General features: G+C 68.0%; 14 protein-coding genes. 5 read left to right on the plus strand and 9 right to left on the minus strand.

The annotated features are described in order from the left end of the window. The first annotated feature begins 104 nt into the window (after positions 1-104). Entirely contained in the window at positions 105-1,529 is a 1,425-nt protein-coding gene (rox, locus tag J2S53_RS09080; RefSeq protein ID WP_456240619.1) for a rifampin monooxygenase, read from the plus strand. 553 nt (positions 1,530-2,082) lie between these two features. Next, complete coding sequence (locus J2S53_RS09085; protein WP_456240620.1) at positions 2,083-3,054, plus strand: sigma-70 family RNA polymerase sigma factor; 972 nt, start codon at positions 2,083-2,085, stop codon at positions 3,052-3,054. 124 nt (positions 3,055-3,178) lie between these two features. Here the strand turns inward: J2S53_RS09085 and J2S53_RS09090 are convergent, their stop codons facing one another. The 5 genes from J2S53_RS09090 to J2S53_RS09110 all read right to left on the minus strand — a co-directional run bounded on the left by J2S53_RS09090 (position 3,179) and on the right by J2S53_RS09110 (position 9,643). Continuing rightward, positions 3,179-3,907, minus strand: a complete 729-nt coding sequence (locus J2S53_RS09090; protein WP_456240621.1) for a tyrosine-protein phosphatase — start codon at positions 3,905-3,907, stop codon at positions 3,179-3,181. A gap of 253 nt (positions 3,908-4,160) precedes the next feature. Next, positions 4,161-4,658, minus strand: coding sequence for a hypothetical protein (locus tag J2S53_RS09095; protein WP_456240622.1), 498 nt, complete (start codon positions 4,656-4,658; stop codon positions 4,161-4,163). Between the two features lie 86 nt (positions 4,659-4,744). Beyond that, entirely contained in the window at positions 4,745-7,432 is a 2,688-nt protein-coding gene (locus tag J2S53_RS09100; RefSeq protein ID WP_456240623.1) for a bifunctional acetate--CoA ligase family protein/GNAT family N-acetyltransferase, read from the minus strand. Positions 7,433-7,565: 133 nt separating this feature from the next. Next, positions 7,566-8,741, minus strand: a complete 1,176-nt coding sequence (locus J2S53_RS09105) for an acetoin utilization protein AcuC (protein ID WP_456240624.1) — start codon at positions 8,739-8,741, stop codon at positions 7,566-7,568. A 44-nt stretch (positions 8,742-8,785) separates the two neighbouring features. Further along, positions 8,786-9,643, minus strand: a complete 858-nt coding sequence (locus J2S53_RS09110; RefSeq protein ID WP_456240625.1) for a sulfurtransferase — start codon at positions 9,641-9,643, stop codon at positions 8,786-8,788. Positions 9,644-9,989: 346 nt separating this feature from the next. On the opposite strand from J2S53_RS09110, the gene J2S53_RS09115 reads away from it, so the two are divergent. The 3 genes from J2S53_RS09115 to galE all read left to right on the plus strand — a co-directional run bounded on the left by J2S53_RS09115 (position 9,990) and on the right by galE (position 12,943). After that, on the plus strand, positions 9,990-10,685 hold the full coding sequence (locus J2S53_RS09115) for a metal-dependent transcriptional regulator (protein WP_456240626.1): 696 nt from the start codon (positions 9,990-9,992) through the stop codon (positions 10,683-10,685). Next, positions 10,682-11,863: a galactokinase gene (galK, locus tag J2S53_RS09120; RefSeq protein WP_456240627.1), complete on the plus strand. Its 1,182-nt coding sequence runs from the start codon at positions 10,682-10,684 to the stop codon at positions 11,861-11,863. The genes J2S53_RS09115 and galK overlap by 4 nt, the downstream gene beginning before the upstream one ends. 120 nt (positions 11,864-11,983) lie before the next feature. Then, positions 11,984-12,943, plus strand: coding sequence for a UDP-glucose 4-epimerase GalE (gene galE, locus J2S53_RS09125; protein WP_456240628.1), 960 nt, complete (start codon positions 11,984-11,986; stop codon positions 12,941-12,943). Between the two features lie 156 nt (positions 12,944-13,099). Here galE and J2S53_RS09130 read toward each other — a convergent pair whose 3' ends face one another. From J2S53_RS09130 to J2S53_RS09145, 4 genes are all read right to left on the minus strand, one after another. After that, positions 13,100-13,678 carry a dihydrofolate reductase family protein gene (locus J2S53_RS09130; RefSeq protein WP_456242750.1) on the minus strand — a complete coding sequence of 193 codons (579 nt, stop codon included), beginning with the start codon at positions 13,676-13,678 and terminating at the stop codon, positions 13,100-13,102. A gap of 279 nt (positions 13,679-13,957) precedes the next feature. Further along, the gene (locus tag J2S53_RS09135) at positions 13,958-15,127 is read right to left on the minus strand and encodes a DUF4192 family protein (protein WP_456240629.1); all 1,170 of its coding nucleotides are present in this window, start codon (positions 15,125-15,127) and stop codon (positions 13,958-13,960) included. A gap of 157 nt (positions 15,128-15,284) precedes the next feature. Next, positions 15,285-17,087 carry a Xaa-Pro dipeptidyl-peptidase gene (locus tag J2S53_RS09140; RefSeq protein ID WP_456240630.1) on the minus strand — a complete coding sequence of 601 codons (1,803 nt, stop codon included), beginning with the start codon at positions 17,085-17,087 and terminating at the stop codon, positions 15,285-15,287. Positions 17,088-17,260: 173 nt separating this feature from the next. Beyond that, positions 17,261-17,989 (minus strand): hypothetical protein, encoded by a 729-nt coding sequence (locus J2S53_RS09145; protein ID WP_456240631.1) that lies wholly within the window; start codon positions 17,987-17,989, stop codon positions 17,261-17,263. Between the last annotated feature and the right edge of the window lie 7 nt (positions 17,990-17,996).

The raw sequence follows: 17,996 nt of genomic DNA on the forward strand, positions 1-17,996 counted from the left end.
GTCCACCCCGCCGTTCTCAACGTATAGCGCGCCCGGGGACTTGTGGCAAGACCCGGGTCGTGGCGCAGGCTTGTCCGCCGAGCCTACGGAGACGGGGGATTTCAGTGATCGACGTGATCATCGCGGGTGGCGGGCCGACCGGCCTGATGCTGGCAGGTGAGCTGCGGTTGCACGGCCTGCGCGTGATCGTGCTGGAACGGGAGGTGGAGCCGACCCCGGTGGTCCGCGCACTCGGTCTGCACGCGCGCAGCGTGGAGGTGATGGACCAGCGCGGTCTGTTGGAGCGGTTCCTGAGGCACGGCAGGCAGTATCCGGTCGGCGGCTTCTTCGCGGGCCTCAGCAAACCGTCACCGGAGCGGTTGGACACCGCACATCCGTACGTCCTCGGAATCCCGCAGCCGATCACCGACCGCCTACTCACCGAGCACGCCACCGAGATGGGCGCCGAACTCGCCCGTGGCCGCGAACTGGTGGGGGTGGAGCAGGACGAAGCGGGGATCACCGCCGAAGTGGCGGACGGCACGCTGCTGCGCTCGCGCTACCTCGTCGGCTGCGACGGCGGGCGAAGCACGGTGCGCAAACTGCTCGGCGTCGGCTTCCCCGGTGAACCCGCCAGCACCGAGACGCTGTTGGGTGAGATGGAAGTGACCGAGGATGCGGCGACGGTTGCCGCAACCGTCGCGGAAGTCCGCAAGACCCAACCGCGGTTCGGCCTCGGGCCCCTTGAGGACGGGGTGTACCGCGTCGTCGTCCCCGCGGCGGGGGTATCCGAGGACCGCTCTGTCCCACCAACCCTCGAGGAGTTCAAGCAGCGGTTGCGGACCTTCGCGGGCACCGACTTCGGCGCGCACTCACCGCGCTGGCTCTCCCGCTTCGGCGACGCCACACGGCTCGCCGAGCGCTACCGGGTCGGCAGGGCGCTGCTGGCGGGCGATGCGGCGCACGTGCACCCGCCCACCGGCGGGCAGGGACTCAACCTCGGCATCCAGGACGCGTTCAACCTCGGCTGGAAGCTCGCGGCCGAGATCAACGGCTGGGCGCCGGAGGGGCTGCTGGACAGCTACCAAACCGAGCGGCACCCCGTGGCCGTGGATGTGCTGAACAGCACTCGCGCGCAGATGGAATTGCTGTCCGCCGGGCCGGGCCCCCGCTCGGTACGCGAGCTGGTGTCGGAACTGATGGACTTCGAGGAGGTCAACCGGTATCTGATCGAGAAGATCACCGCTACCGGGATCCGCTACGACTTCGGCGGGGGCCACGAGCTGCTCGGCCGTCGGATGCGGGACGTGAAGCTGGGACGGGGACGGCTCTACGAACTGATGCACCACGGTCGCGGGCTGTTGCTCGACCGAACCGGTCGGCTCTCGGTGGCGGGCTGGGCGGACCGGGTGGAACACGTGGTGGACGACTTCGAGGAACCGGACGTGCCCGCGATGCTGCTGCGGCCGGACGGCCACGTGGCCTGGGTCGGCGACGACCAACCGGAGCTGGTCGAGCGGCTGCCCACCTGGTTCGGCGCCGCGTGCTGAGCGCACGGCTCGTTCGAACGCCGAGGGGAGCTCGCTCGGAACACCGCGCTCGCGGCTTCCGCCTCTCCCCTGGCATCTTCTCCCACACGGGCATCGGCCACGTCGAGTGTGACGACGCTGACGTCGCTCATCCGACGATTTCGGGAACGATTTCGGCAACGTGTGCGTTTTCCAGGTAACCAAACCACAACACAACGCCCGAGCACCGGTTCCACAGCCGGTCACCGGCCGTCCCTCGAACCACCGCCCAGGTGGAGGTTGGACCCGCCGGGAGGGCGGCGAACCAGCCGACCGAGATGCCACAGGCCGTGAAACAGCCGCTTCCGATCAGCCAGACGAGAAGCCCCACATCTCGTACCGCCGATCCGACCCCACGGTCGATCCGACGAGGAACCAGAACCGAACCGACTCAACCACCGGCACCATCCGCCACCGACGATACCGAAGAAGGACGAATCATTACCACCACACCGAGCGTACCCGTCCTTCGTGTGGCGCGGTGGCGTGCCGGTACCCCGGCACCCGACAACCAGCCCGTCAGGGAGGTAGCTCTATGACCGTCCCGCAGACCACAGCCCCGGACGTCACCAACGAGGCCGACCTCGACAACCAGGGGCCATCGGCCGATCTGGTGCGGGTCTACCTCAATGGTATCGGGCGTACCGCACTGCTCAGCGCCCAGGACGAGGTGGACCTCGCCAAGCGAATCGAGGCCGGAGTGTTCGCCAAGCACCTGCTGGACACTTCGGAGGACATGACCAGGGAGCGTCGTAGCGACCTCAAGACGGTCGTGCGCGACGGCCGTGACGCGAAGAACCACCTGATGGAAGCCAACCTGCGGCTGGTGGTGAGCCTGGCCAAGCGCTACACCGGGCGGGGAATGCCACTGCTGGACCTGATCCAGGAGGGAAACCTGGGCCTGATCCGTGCGGTCGAGAAGTTCGACTACACCAAGGGCTACAAGTTCTCCACCTACGCCACCTGGTGGATCCGACAGGCGATCACACGGGGAATGGCCGATCAGAGCCGTACGATCCGCCTACCCGTCCACCTGGTGGAGCAGGTCAACAAGCTCGCCCGGATCAAGCGGGACCTGCACCAGAAGCTCGGCAGGGAGGCCACCGAGGAGGAGATCGCCGGCGAGGCGGACATGTCGGTGGAAAAGGTGATCGACCTCATGGATCACTCCAAGGATCCGGTCAGCCTGGACATGCCGGTCGGGTCGGAGGAGGACGCCCCGCTCGGGGACTTCATCGAGGACTCCGAGAACGCCGATGCCGAGAACGCCGTGATCTCCGGGTTCCTGCAGGACGATCTGCGTCGCGTGCTGGACACGTTGGAAGGTCGGGAGCAGCAGGTGATCCGCATGCGTTACGGCCTGGACGACGGCCAGCCACGCACGCTGGACCAGATCGGCAAGGCGTTCGGTCTCTCCCGGGAACGTGTTCGCCAGATCGAGCGTGAGGTCATGTCGAAGCTGCGGCAGGGTGACCGGGCGAACAAGCTGCGCTCCTACGCGAGCTGAGCCGGAACTCGCACGCCGTGTCGCCGGGGTGAACCCGTTCACCCCGGCGACACGAAGGCCTCGCGGGAAACACTCCACGTGGAGCGAGTCCTTCAGGTGGAACGGGGCCTTCAGGTGGAGAAGGTCACCGCGGGCCCAGCAGACGCTCTCGCCAGCGTCGGACGTCCTCGGGAGCGGCACCGTGCCGCATCAGCCAGCCGGCCACCCCCTCCTCGTGCGACTCCAGGCGTTCGAGCGCGTGTTCGATGGCGTGCGCCGGCGCGGAAACGAACTCGTCGACATCGGATTCGTCGACTCCCGGTGGTAGCTCGGGTTCTATCCGGAGCCGCCGCAGCACCTGACGCATGTTGCGGTCGGTGTGCACGTAGTCGGCCACCACCGCGTCGTAGCGAACTCCCGCCGTACGCAACAGCATCGCGCAGGCCACACCGGTACGGTCCTTGCCCGCGGCACAGTGCACCAGCACCGGACCGTCGGTTTCCACCGCGATCCGGAAGACCTCCAGCAGCGGTTTCGCGGCGAAGTCCAGGATGTAGCCGTACAGCTCCGGCAACGTCAGCCAGGGGTCATGCCCCGACTCCCCGCGCAGCCCTTCGAGCAGCGGGATCCGGTGAACCGTGCTGACGTTTTCCAACGGGTGCACCGCGTCGGATTCCGTACCGGTGTCGCGAAGGTCTATCACCGCTCGGGGCGGCCAGTGGGGAGTCTCCGGGGGATCCTGGTCCCCGTGATAAGGCGCATCACTGCGTAACAGCACACCGGGACTGGTGGTCACCCCGTCCTCGACGGGCAGTCCCCCCAGATCCCGAAAGTTGACCAGTCCGTTCGGAACACCGTCGCTCCGCTCTGCCATTGGAATGCGCCCTTTCCCTCCAAGCCGTGCGCGGAAGCCTTCCGCGCACGTAATCATGGACAGGATCGCAGGTTCTCCGGCAAGCCTGAAGGCTTCGCTCGTCCCGAGAAGACACGAAGTCCCGTCGCAGTGACTCGGGTCTCCCCTGCCGGGACTCGCGTGTCCCCTACGAAGACTCACGTATTCCCTGCGAACGAGTGATCCGGCGAAGCGGAGCGCGATGCCCTCGTATTCGGTGCGGCTCCCGCGAGCGCTACTGGTCGCTCGGGACGTCGACCTCCCGCTCGGTGAGAACCACGGTCCGGTCACCGAGGGGTTCGTCGATCGGGGCGACCACGGGTGGATAACGCAGATCCATGGTGCACGGACCGGACGGATTCGGGTTCTCCTCGACGAGAACCAACTCCACCCGTTCGGCACTCTGACCGGTCACCTGGGCGCGCACGCTGCCACATCCTCCCTCCTGGCCGATCGCGACGAGTTTCCTGCCCGAATTCCTGGTCCAGAGCTCACTGGGGTAGCCCTCGGGCAACGCGGAGGCATCGACCTGCTCGGCGGGAACCTCGGTGCCCTTCGGCTTTCGCCCTGGGGGTCCCGCGTCACCGTCGTCGGGCGCGATCCTGGACCGCTGTTGTTCGGAGGGCGGCGGTGGTGGCTGGGCACCGAACCCGACATCGGACCGCCCTTCACCACAGGCGGTCAACGCGAACAGCATCACACCGGCACCCAGCAGGGTTGGCAGTCGTCTCATACCACCTGGACGTGGCCACCCCATTCGCCGGTTGCGCCGCGTGTCGGATTGGCGACAACGCGACACACCGAACCGCCGCGCGGAGTTCACCGGAGCCTGCGCGGTCCGGAGTCGGGAGAATCGGGTGTCGGCCCCAACCCGAGCACCGCACCCGTGACCCAGGCACCCGACGGGGCGGCCAACACCGGCTCCAGCACCAGCTCACGCACTTCGGGCAGATCCTCGGCCAGGCTGGCCACCCGCAGCACGAGGTCCGCCATCGAGTCGAGATCCGCCGCCTGGCCCCCGCGATAGCCGGTGAGCATCGGCGCGGCGCGCGGCTCCCTGATCAGCTCCGCCACATCGGTGTCGGTCAGCGGCACCGCCCGATAGGCACGATCACCGATGAGGTCGTTGGCGGGACCGGCCAGGCCGAAGGAAACGAGGGTACCGAAGGAGGGATCGTCCATCAGCCGTATCACGCACGACGTTCCCTTGGGGGCCATCCGCTGCACGTAGAGCTCGGCCGTTCCGGAAAGGTCGTACAGGTCCCGGTAAGCGGTTCGCACCGCGTCGGGCCCACCGAGGTCGAGACGCACCCCGGCCAGATCCGTACGATGCCGAAGTCGTTCGCTGGCCGACTTCAACGCCACGGGAAACCCGACCTCCTCGGCGGCTGCCACCGCCGAATCGGCATCGGTGACCAGTCGGAACGCCACCACGTCGATCCCGTAGCACTCCAGCAGCAGCACCATCTGCTCGTCGGACAGCCTGCCGATCCCCGTTCCTGTCCATTCCTCGACCAACCGGCGTGCCCGTTCGACGTCGACTCCTTCCGGACGGACGAACTCACCCTGCGGCGCGGCACGCCAGTTCGCGTACCGCACCGCACGGGCCAGCGCCAGCACCGCCCGCTCCGGGCTGGGATAGGAGGGCACCGAGCCGGGGCCGGGAGTTCCGTCCGGCCCCGGAACCGCCAGTTCGTCGGGCACTCCTTCGGCTGCGAGGAAGGTGCTCACCACCGGTTTGGTTCGCAGCGTTCCCGCCTCGTGCAGCGCGGTGCGCAGCTGCCTGGCGTAAGCCGTGCCCGGAACGGCCACGGGCGGGGCGAACACCGTGACCAACGCGTCCACCTCGCTGTTCTCGGCAGCGGAGCGTACCGCCGCGGCGAACTCCTCGGGGCCGGCGGCGGCCCCGACGTCCACCGGGTCCACAACCGGACGCAGCCCCTGCTCCAGGGCGGCGTCGGCGGCCAGCATCCCCAGTGCGCTCGAATTACCAACGATCGCCACCCGCTCACCGCCGGGCAGTGGCTGGTGTGCCAACAACAGCGCGGCGTCGAACATCTGCGCCACGGACTCGACCCGAATGACGCCCGCCTGATCGAACAGCGCCTGCACACTGGTCTCGTCGATCCGTACCGAAGTGGCGGCCAGTCCCGGACGCACGGCGTGACGTCCCGACTTGACCGCGATTATCGGTTTGCTGCGCCCCAGGCGTCGTGCCAGGCGAGCGAACTTGCGCGGATTGCCGAACGACTCCAGGTACAGCAGCACCACGTCGGTGGCGGTGTCGGTCTGCCAGTACTGCAGCAGGTCGTTGCCGGAAAGGTCGGCACGGTTGCCCGCGGAGACGAATGTGGAGACCCCGAGGCCGCGCTCGGTGGCCGCGGCCAGGATCGCCACTCCCAGCGCCCCGGACTGGCAGAAGAACCCGGTCCTGCCGCGTCCGGGCAGGCGCGGGGCCAGACTGGCGTTCAGCCGCTGAGCCGGGTCGGTGTTGACCACACCCAACGCGTTGGGGCCGACCACGCGCATGCCGTAGACCCGCGCCTGGTGCACCATGCTGCTCTCGGCCTCCCGACCGCTGGGACCGACCTCGCTGAAACCCGAGCTGACGATCAGCAGCGCTTTGACGCCCTTGGTCAGGCAGGCGTCCAGCACCTCGGCGACACCGCCCGCGGGGATGGCGATCACAGCCAGGTCTATGTCGTCGGGGATGTCGAGCACCGAGGCGTAGGAACGCACTCCCCGGACCGCCCGGTGCTCCGGATTGACCGGGTATATCGGTGCGGCGGAATCGGCCCCGAGCAGGTTAGCCAGCACGGTGTGGCCGATCTTGTCCGGGGCGATGGAGGCGCCGATCACCGCTACCGAACGCGGGTGCAGCAGGTTGTGCACGCTGCGGGCTTCGGCGGCCTGTTCCCTGGCGCGTGCGACCGCCAGTGACTCCTCGGTCGGGTCGAGCGGGAACTCCAGGTGGACCAGTCCCTCCTCCATGGCCCGTTTGACCTCGTAACCGGCGTCACGGAAAACGCGGACCATCTGGGAGTTCTCGGCGAGGACCTCGGCGACGAACCGGCTGAGGCCGCACTCCCGCGCCGCGGCCGCGAGGTGTTCGAGCAGGATCGATCCGAGCCCTCTGCCCTGGTGCCCGTCCTGCACCACGAACGCCACCTCGGCCGACTCCTCCGGTTCACGCAGCCGATCGAAACGCCCCACCGCGACTATGTCGTCACCGAGCAGCGCCACCAGCGCCACCCGGTTGACGTAGTCCACACGGCTGAAGCGGTCGACGTCGCGCTGCGGCATCCGCGGATAGGGCGAGAAGTAGCGGTAGTAACGGGTGCGATCGCTGAGCCTGCCGTGGAATGCCACGAGTTGATCGGCGTCGGCGGGCAGGATCGGCCGCAGATGAACCGTGCCGCCGTCCGAGAGGACGACGTCGGCCTCCCAGTGGCGCGGGTAGTGGGCTTCCGGTTCCCACTGCTGCTGTTCGCTCGCGGAATCGTCCACCGTGAACCTCTCAGCGACTGCCGTGCGCTTGTCCGAACTATCGACCGAAGGAACTCGTAGAGCTTTCCCGGTCGTGTTGTCGCCCGCAAGTGGTGGTGTTCCCCGCGCGGCACCACCGACCGGATGGCTTCGATCAGTCGCGGCCGTCCAGCGGTTCCAGACCGTGCAGCGGAAAAACCGCGTTCCTGGTGTCCCGGATCGCCGGATCCACCGCGTACTCGACCGTGCCGTCCCAGGGAGTGAATGCCGTCTCACCTCCGTCGGTCATCGACGTCGGCAGGGCCACGTTGCCCGCTACCTTGCTCGCGTGGGCGATCCAGTCGGCGGGAACGTTGCGCTCGGCCGCGACGTCCCGATCGAGCGCCGTGGCCAGCAGATGGGTCCAGGCGCGGGGGACGACCCTGTGCAGCGCGTAACCACCCCCGCCGAGGATCAACCAGTTCCCCATCGCGTAACGATCGGCGAAGCTCCGCAACGAACGGTGGGCGGCGCGTTGCCCGTCCACGGACAGCGCGAGGTCGGCCAACGGGTCCTCCCGGTGCGGATCAGCACCGCACTGGGTAACCAGCACCTGCGGGGCGAACGTATCCAGCAACGAGGGGACCACGGCGTGCAGCGCCCGGAGCCACCCCGCGTCCCCCGTCCCCGGGGGCAGTGCCACGTTCACCGACTCGCCCTTCGCGGCACCCTCGCCGACCTCGGTGGGGAAACCGGTACCCGGCCACAGGGTGTGGGGGTGCTGGTGCAGCGAGATCGTCATCACCCGGGGATCCTCCCGGAACGCCGTCTGCACCCCGTCACCGTGATGCACATCGATGTCCAGGTAGGCGATCCGGTCGATCCCGTTGGCCAACATCCAGGCGATGGCGACCGCGCAGTCGTTGTAGACGCAGAATCCGGCCGCGTTGTCCGCCATCGCGTGGTGCAGGCCGCCCGCCAGGTTGACGGCACGATTGGCACGACCGGACACGATCTGTTCGGCCGCGGTAAGGGAGCCTCCCGCGACGAGCGAGGCCGACTCGTGCATTCGGTCGAATATCGGGTTGTCATCGGTGCCCAGCCCGTGTCCCACGTCGGGGCCCTCCGTTGGAGCGGCTCGAACGGCCGCCAGATACCCGGGCGTGTGAACCCGTTCGAGTTCGGCGTCGGCCGCCTGTCCGGGGACCAGTGGAACCACCCCGTCGAGTACCCCCAACGAGCGCGCCAGTCGCATCGTCAGGTCCAGCCGAACGGGGTGCAGCGGATGGTTACCGCCCAGGTCGTAGGAGAGCAGTGACTCGTCCCAGACAACGGCGCACTCGTTGCTCATGGTGGGAAGCTACCCGCCAGGAGGGACGTGACACACCCGTTGACTCATCCCGGCCAGGCACCGGTGGCAGTGGGTCGGTGGGGATCGGCGGACCACTCGGACCAGGACCCCGGGTAGAGCACCGCCGGGTTCTCCGGAGTGCGCAGCCCGGCGTGCTCCAACGCGAGAACCACCGAACAGGCATTGATCCCGGAACCGCAGTAGGCTCCTGCGACCCCCGTCGCGGTGAGGCCGAACTCGGTGAACCGCGTCGACAGTTCGGTCGGAGAACGCCAGGTGCCGGCAGCGGTGACGTGTTCCCCGGCGGGAGCGTTGTAGGCCCCCGGAATGTGTCCGGCTCGCGGATCCACGGGTTCGGTCTCACCCCGGTACCGCTGGCCCGCCCTGGCATCCAGCAGAATCCCGGTGCGAGCCAGTCGCCGCGCCCCCTCCGCGTCGGTAACCGGCATGTTCCCGGGAGAGACCACGAATTCCCCCGGTTCCGGTCGCGGCACCTCCCTGGTGACGGGCAACCCGGCGGCGGACCACGCGGCGAATCCGCCGTCGAGCACGTGGACATCGGGGTGTCCCGCCCAACGCAGCAACCACCAGGCGCGCGCGGCCACCGAACCGTCCGCGGAGTCGTAGACGACCACTCGCCGGTCGGAGTTCACGCCGGCACGACGAAGCGCTCGCTGCAGCACCTCGGGATCCGGCAGCGGATGCCTACCACCGGCCTCCCCGGCTGGTGGGGCGGCCAGCTCGGTCTCGGTGTCGACGAACACCGCCCCGGGCAGGTGCCCCTCGGCGTACTCCCGCTCCCCGGGAGGCCCGAGCAGATTCCAACGAACGTCCAGCACTACGGGCGGCTCGGTACCGCCGAGCGCGGACTCGAGTTGTCGGGGGTTGATCAGCGGACTCATCGCGACCTCCGGTCTCGGTCCGGGTGACTTCATCACGTTGAACGTGCCGATGTTCGACTGCGTGCCCGCCGAACGTCACCGCGGCCCGGTGATCCGGCCGGAGCAGGACTCGAGCCCAGCTCGGAAGCCGAGCCACCGGCAGCGCAGCCGCTTCGGCAGCGGCTGTCGGAGCACCGTATCGACATCGTCACGGACCGGTCCGCCCCTCTCCCGAAGGCCGTTGGCTCCCGGGCGACCGCCCGCCCCTCCCGGCAGGGAACGGGCGGAGAAACGAGACTCCGACCGGGCACCAGTCAGGGGCTCGCGTTCGGGCTAGCATTGATGGTGGACCGAATGGGGAGCTGGCGTGAACGATCTCATCGACACCACCGAGATGTATCTCAAGACGATCTACGAGCTTGAGGAAGAAGGGCTCGTCCCGCTCCGAGCCCGCATCGCGGAACGGTTGGAACAGAGCGGGCCGACCGTCAGCCAGACCGTCGCCCGCATGGAGCGGGACGGGCTGCTGTCGGTCGCCGAGGATCGGCACCTGGAACTGACCAGGGCAGGCCGGGAACGGGCCATCGGTGTGATGCGCAAGCACCGCTTGGCCGAGCGACTGCTGGTCGACGTCATCGGTCTGGAATGGGAGCACGTGCACAGCGAGGCGTGCCGTTGGGAGCACGTGATGAGCGAGGCCGTGGAGCGCAAGCTCGTCAACCTGCTCGGCACCCCCAGCACTTCGCCGTACGGAAATCCGATCCCCGGACTGGACGATCTGGGGGTCGGCGACGGTGCTCCCGAGGTGGACACCGAACTGCAACGTGTGGACGAGATCGCCCGCAACGGTGGTGGCCGCGCGTTGGTGTGCAGGATCGCCGAACACGTACAACTCGACCCGGAGCTGATGAACTCGCTGAAAACGGTGGACGTGGTCCCGGGTAACGACATCGAGATAGTTTCCGTGGTCGGCAGCAACAAGCCGATCGACGTGCGGGGAAGCTCCGGTGCGACCCAACTGCCCCCGTCCGTCGCACACGCCGTCCTGGTTCGGCCGCGTTGAGCGGGGCGGCGGAGCGAGCCACGAAGGCTTTCGTGGCGGAACACGAGGTGGAACCGGATTCGGTCTGGTCCGCACCCGGCAGGGTCAACCTCATCGGCGAGCACACCGACTACAACGACGGCTACGTCTTTCCGTTCGCGTTGCCGCACCGCACCGCGGTCGCCGTGCGGCGGCGGGACGACGGTTTGCTGTCGTTGGCCACGCACGGTTCGGACAACACGCTGCAGCGCGCCGGAACGTTCCGGATCGACGACCTCGAAGCGGGCGAGCCGAGCGGCTGGGCGAGCTACCCGGCGGGAGCCGCCTGGGCTCTCCGGGAGTCCGGTATCTCGCTGCCCGGCGCGGATCTGGTCATCTCCGGCGAGGTGCCCACCGGCGCGGGGCTCTCCTCTTCCGCCGCGCTGGAGTGCGCCACCGCGTTGGCGCTGCTGGACGCGGCGGGGCGAGCGCTGGACGGTCCGAACGCACCGGACGTCATGGACGTCGCGCACTGGACCCGTCGGGCCGAGAACGAGTTCGTCGGGGCCCCGACTGGACTGCTGGACCAGACGGCCTCGTTGCGCTGCGAACGGGCTCACGCGTTGTTCTTCGACGTACGCTCGGGAGAGACCGAGCAGATCCCGTTCGACGCCGCGGGCAGTGGGCTGGAAGTGCTGGTCGTCGATACCCGCGCGAACCACTCGCACAGCGAGTCCGGCTACGGGGACCGGCGGAAGGGGTGCGAACAGGCGGCCGAACTGCTCGGGCTCTCCGCGCTGCGGGACATCTCGGCGGCGGAGCTGGACGATGCGCTGCGACGGCTGCCCGAGGAGTTGCGTCCACTGGTTCGGCACGTGGTGACCGAGAACGACAGGGTGCTGGAAACGTTGCGGCGGCTGCGGCGCGACGAACTCGCCGAGGTCGGTGAGCTGTTGACCGCCTCGCACACGAGCCTGCGCGACGACTACCGGGTCTCCTGCGCGGAGCTCGACGTCGCCGTCGAGGCGGCGCTGGAATCGGGCGCCTCGGGTGCCCGGATGACCGGCGGTGGTTTCGGAGGGTCGGCGATCGCATTGGTCTCCACCGAGCTGCGTCCCCGGACGGAGCAGGCCGTCACCGAAGCGTTCGAGCGGCACGGTTTCGCCTCGCCTCGGCTGTTCACCGCCGTTCCCTCCACCGGAGCGGCACGGGATCGCTAGTCGCGTCGAGGGCCGGCGCACTCGCCGTGGCACGAGCGGATGGCCGCTCGGAGGTTCATCGTGGAGCGCGCCCGGGATCGGCCCACGCTGTGAATCGATACTGTCGGGAGGTAATGCAACGTGAAACTGCTGGTAACCGGAGGCGCCGGATATGTGGGTAGCGTCTGTGCCGCCCGGCTACTCGAAGCGGGGCATCAGGTGGTGGTACTCGACGATCTGTCCACCGGGCACGCGGACTCCGTTCCCGAGGGTTGTCGGCTGGTGACGGGCGACGTCGCCGAACACGCCTCGGAGGTTCTCGCGGAGGGTTTCGACGGGGTGCTGCACTTCGCCGCCAAGTCGCTGGTGGCGGAATCGACTAAGGATCCGGCGCGTTACTGGCACGGCAACGTGCTGACCTCCGTACGACTGTTGGACGCGATGCGCGAGCACGCTGTCGAGCGAATCGTGTTCTCCTCGACCGCGGCGGTCTACGGGCAGCCCGACTCGGTTCCGATCACCGAAGAGGCCCCGACTCGGCCCACCAACCCCTACGGGGCCACCAAGCTGGCCATCGATCACGCCATCACCTCCTACGCGACCGCGTACGGCATCGCGGCCACGAGCCTGCGGTACTTCAACGTGGCCGGTGCCCACGGGGGGCTGGGAGAGCGGCACACGGTGGAGACGCACCTGATTCCGATCGTTCTCGAAGTGGCACGCGGTCTGCGCGACCGCGTCCACATCGCCGGGGACGACTGGCCCACGCCGGACGGCACCTGTCTGCGGGACTACATCCACGTGCGGGACCTGGCGGAAGCGCACGTACTGGCCCTGGAGAAATCGCTGCCGGGCAACCACCGGATCTACAACCTCGGTAACGGCACGGGCTTCTCGGTCAAGCAGGTCATCGACGCGTGCCGTGCGGTGACCGGCAGGGAGATTCCCGCGGAAGTGGCGGAACGGCGTCCGGGGGATCCCGCCACGCTGGTGGCCTCGAGCGAGCGGGCCCAGCAGGAGTTGGGCTGGTACCCACAGCGCCGCGAGATCGAGGAGATCGTACGCGACGCGTGGGACTTCGTCCGCGACGACAGGAACTGACCGAGTACGGCAGCGGACCGGACCGAGCTTTTCCACTCGACGATGGTCCGGTGCTTACCCTTCGGAACGGTTCGCTCCATGGTGAAGGACGCGGCCCCGGTTCGGTCGATAAGCCGAGAACGACACCCGGCAGCGGCTCCACCCGGAACGCCGCACTCAGCCACCAACGCCGAGCGGGCCGTCGAGCACAGTGGGAACGTACTCGAGCAACTGGATCCGACCGTCGAACGTACGGCTTTCGACCAGGTCGAGGGCGAGATCGGGGTACCCGTCGAAGATACGCTCCTTCCCGGTAGCGCCCGTGATGACCGGGAAAACAACGAGACGGAAACGGTCCACCACACCGGCTTCGAGTAATGACCTGCTCAGGTTGAGGCTGCCGATGGTGCGCATGGGCAGCGAACCGCGCCGCTTCATGTTCCGCACGGCTTCAACGGCGTCCCCTTCGGCCAACTCGGTATTGGCCCATGACAGTGGTGTCTCCAAGGTGGAGGAGAACACCACTTTGGGCATCGCGGTCAATGCGGCTATGCCGGGATCATCAGGAATCTCGGGCGCGAAATCGGACATCAGCCTGTACGTGGTCGCACCCATGAGCACGGTGTGCTCTTGTTCGGCTCCTTCCGCTATCCAGGCGAGGTATTCGGGTCCCGCCATGCCCCAGTAACCCGGCCACCCGTCCGCGGACGCATAACCGTCGAGCGAAACGATGAAGTCCACCATCAAACTTGACATGATGCTTTTCCCGTCCGAATCGTGTGGTGTCGCGGTAGTGACAGCCGATGAGGGGAAATTCGCCGTATCGAGCCGTGATACGAGTAAGCATACGGTCGCTGCAGACACCGTGCCGACGTGACGACCCAACATGTCGGACCAGCCGCTCCCTCGTCGCTCCCGGGAGCACGCCCCACTCGGGTCACGTGTGTGCGGAAGTGTCCTGCGTTCAACGAAGCTCGTACGGCGGAACTCACCCACATTCGAGTTCACCGCCCGGGGACAGTCCGGTGGCCGGACTCAGGTTTCCTCCTGTTCGATCATCAACCGCGCGTCCACCGCGGTGTCGCGCACCACGACGGCGAGTTCCTCCGGACCTATCCCGCTGTCCAGCGCTCGCCGCAACAGCTCACCGAGACGGTGCGCGGGCCTGGTCCGTTCGACCCGGTCCAGCGCCACGCTCGCGAGGGCACCGTCACCCCGCAGATACGCGGAGAACGCCAGCAGTGCGGCCACATCGGCGACCTCGGGTTCGGGCGCTTTTCTGACCAGCGCGAACCACAGCTGTTCGGCGGCACGGGACCAGACGGTCAGCGCGATTCCCATGGCCAGGTCCCGCACCCGGTAATCGGACAACGCCACCAGCACTCGCAACAGGTCCTCCTCGGTCAGCGGACTGCCCCGCGCGGTACGGCGGATCGCGGCGAACACCGCCTCGGTGTCGGCGGCGCACATCGTCGCGTCACCCCGGTGCGGCTCCGCCTCGTCCTGCATCAGGTTCAGCCGTGCCGACCACCTGGCCGTGGTCTCCGGGGACTCCGGACCGATACTCGCCGCGAGTTCCTCCCTGCTGGAGAACGTGATCGCCCCCGCCACGGCCAGCTCGGCCGCCAGCGGGGAGGACCTCGGATCGGATACCGTTCCGTCCCAACGCTCGCCGTAGCACCGCCAGATCCCGTCCGGTCGGATCTCGGGCGTCCAGAGTGCTCGGACGAGCGGTATGTCGGCCGTGCGCAGCTCGTGCCGCAGTGACTCCACCAGTCCGGAGTGCGGTGGATCCCCCGTGACGGGATCCGGCGGCCGTACGGTTGCGGGAACGTCGCTTCCGGACTCCGCCGGATCGATGTCCGGGGCCGGATCGATGTCCGGGGCCGGATCGATGTCCGGGGCCGGATCGGTCTCCGGGGCGGAATCGGCGGCCGGGGTCGCGACGACGGCGGCCAGCAGACCGTCGGGAGCGTCGTGCGAAACCGGCCCCCGCACCAGTTCCGCCGCCAGTTCACGACGGCAGCTCGGTTCGGGGAGATCCACCCGGGCGGTCATCCCCAGCCTCGCCACCTCCGGACCGCCGTGCAGCGTGGTCAGTACCAGTGAATCCCTCGGGTAGAAGCCGAGCAGGTGCGGAATCGCAGCCAGGTACTCCGCCGGGGCCGAGAGTCGGACAGTGCGTTGCTTCGCGGTAGAACCCATACCTCCAAAGTCGACGTCACGGAGCTGACGCGAAAACCCGGATTCCGCTGCTTGTGCAGGGTTCGAGGAGATGTGGACGGCTAGCGGACGGCAGGCCGCCCGGTGTAGCCCGGTGGTGGCGTCACCGAGCCGCACCGAGCGGTGCCGCTACGCGGGTTCAGAAGAAACGATCGCGCTCACCACGAGCGACCACCACGGGAACACGGAGCTCGCTGTCCGACAGGTCCAGGCGCAGCCCGGTTCCGGCGGACGGGCGCAGCGTGTAGTCGTGATCGCTGGAGAGCACGACCATTCCGAGGCTGTGCCCCCGCCGGAGGACGTAGTCGTCGGGCATCATGCTCACCTCGATCCGGTACTGCTCACCCGGTTCGATCGGGGTTGTCCTCGCCACGGAACGACGATTCTGCGGATCGGTCCAGCCACGGGTGATGGGGGTGACGGTGCCGTCGGGAGCACGATCGACGAGCACGGCCGTGACGTTGGCGGCGGGACGGTCGAACGACAGCGCGAGTTCGGCCCGCGCCGTGCCGCTGATCCGGACACCGCGCGGTAGGTCACGCGTGAAGTAGGCCAGCCGGTGCGGTGAGCTCTCCACACTCGCGAGTTCCTCGGCCGTCTCGCCCGCGTCGTCGCGCAGACTCTCGACGACGTCCGTCGAACCGTGGCGGAACAACCGCAGACCACCGCGCTCGGAACCACCGGGAGTCGGGCTCAGCGAGATCTCGCGGGCGGCGGGAGCGGGCCACTCCCACTCGCGATGCCAGCTGCCGTCGGCGCGCTGGATGGTCGCCCGGGGTTCGAAGCGAACTCCGTTGTTCACACCGTGCAGATAGTGCGTGAACCAGTGGTTCAGCGTACGCAGCCACTCGTCCCGGCGTACTCCGATGGGGTCGAGATGCCCACCCCGGTGCCACCAGATCCGGTGCTCGACGCCGTTCTCACGCAGCGCCTCGTACCACTGTGCCGCCTGCTTGGTCTTGACGTTCCAGTCGTTGAGACCGTGCACCGTCAGCACGGAGGCGTCGATGTTCGAGACCCCGTCGAGATAGTCGCGTTCGTTCCAGAACTCGTTGTAGTCACCGGTCAGCCGGTCCTGCTCTCCGCGCAACCGGTCGATGGCTGCCGAGCAGTCCCGGTCGTTGGTGTGCACGTACTCGGCGAGCACATCGGTGTCCTCACCCTGGTAACCGCCGGGCGCCACCACCGCCCCGTCCGCGCGGTAGTAGTCGTACCAGCTGGATATCGCGCCGATCGGCACGATCGTCTCCAGGCCCTCCACACCGGTCGTGGCCACCGCGTTGGGCAGTGTTCCGTTGTAGGAGACACCCATCATGGCGACCTGCCCGGTGGACCAGTCGGCCGTAACCTGCTCGCCGGAGGAATCGTGCGCGGGGGCCCGCCCGTTCAGCCAGTCGATGACCGACTTGGCGCCGATGGTCTCGTTGCGTCCACCGGAGGTCGGGCACCCTTCGGAGGCCCCGCTTCCCAGTGACTCGGCGTAGACGACCGCGTATCCCCGTTCCAGCAGGAAATCCTGGTAAGCCCAGTCGATCTCGGCGGATGCGGATCTGGCGGAGGAGGCTCCGACTCCCGCGGCGCGTGCCGCGGCCCGATCCGGAACGTAGAGCTCACGATCGACGTCGTGGTTGGTGACCGGGTTGCCGCCCGCGAAGTAGGGGCTGGCCCGGTAGACAACCGGAGCACGCATCCCGTGCTCGGTCTCCTCCGGACGGACGACCTGCACGTGTACCCGGTCGTCACGCCCGTCGCCGTCACTGTCCACATCGGCCGTTACGAACAGGTCCTCACGCACGGCGTTCGAGGCGTCGAACACCGGTTGCGCCGCGCCGTCCTCGATCACTGGCTCCGGTGGTCGTGTGACCTCTCCCGCGCTCGCGGGGGCACCGGTCAACGGCAGGACCACCAGGGCGGAGACAACGGCCGCTCGCGCTCGCCACATGCGAACTCCACGATCAGGTTGCAAGGTCAACCAGCAGCTTGCCACCCACCGATGGAATGTCAATCACGAAGCGCGGCGGATTTGCGCCAATGTGTAGCCGAGGAATCGGAGTGCTTTCTCCCGGCCGCGCGAAAACGGGGCATCCTCCCGAGCGGGAGTCCGCGGCACCGGCGTCAGCGGGGCCAGGAGTACCCTAGCTGCCTCGCGTTCTCTGGAGATCCACCGCAGATCTCACCGAGCTCCCGTGGATCCGCGGTGCGAATTCGCTCGGCGAACTCGGCCGCCTGGGTCAACGGGTCGGTCTCGGTAACGGGCCACACGATCCTGAACTGCAGCCACGGCTCGGCGGAAGAGGGTCGACACGGATACATGAAGAAGATGTTGATCCGATCCCTCTCCCAGGGGTAGGAATGTGCTCCGCTGAGTAGGCAGCTCCATCGTTCGAACGGTTGCGGCCGCTGCTCGAGGTCTCGCCACAACAGCCGAGCCACGGTGTACGCGGTCCACTCCCAGCTTCGATCGGAGCGGGCCCGATCGATCTCCGCCCGGTACTGCCGCGCGTCGAACCGGAAGTCGGGCAGCTCGGGGTCCGAACTGTCCGGATCGCGCCAGCCGTACCAGACGACCTGGTCACCGTCGCGGCGGATCGTCACGTACAGCGCGCCGCAGCACTCCTCGGTGCAGACAGCCTCGGCCAACCGCACCTCGTGCGGTTCGCTGCTCGCGAGCAGCGGAGTCTCGGGCGCCAACAACCGGAACGGGGGTTCGGCCGGTTCGCCGGGCAGCCCAGTGGCGACGACGTCCGTGCCGTCGACCAATGGCCGCACCTCGACCGTCGCTCCGACCTCCGGCGGATCGGGAACGATCACTCGCAGGGCAAGACAATTCGTTTCCTCGGTCACCGATCAA

It is taken from the genome of Actinopolyspora lacussalsi (assembly GCA_030803735.1).
Classification (GTDB): domain Bacteria; phylum Actinomycetota; class Actinomycetes; order Mycobacteriales; family Pseudonocardiaceae; genus Actinopolyspora; species Actinopolyspora lacussalsi.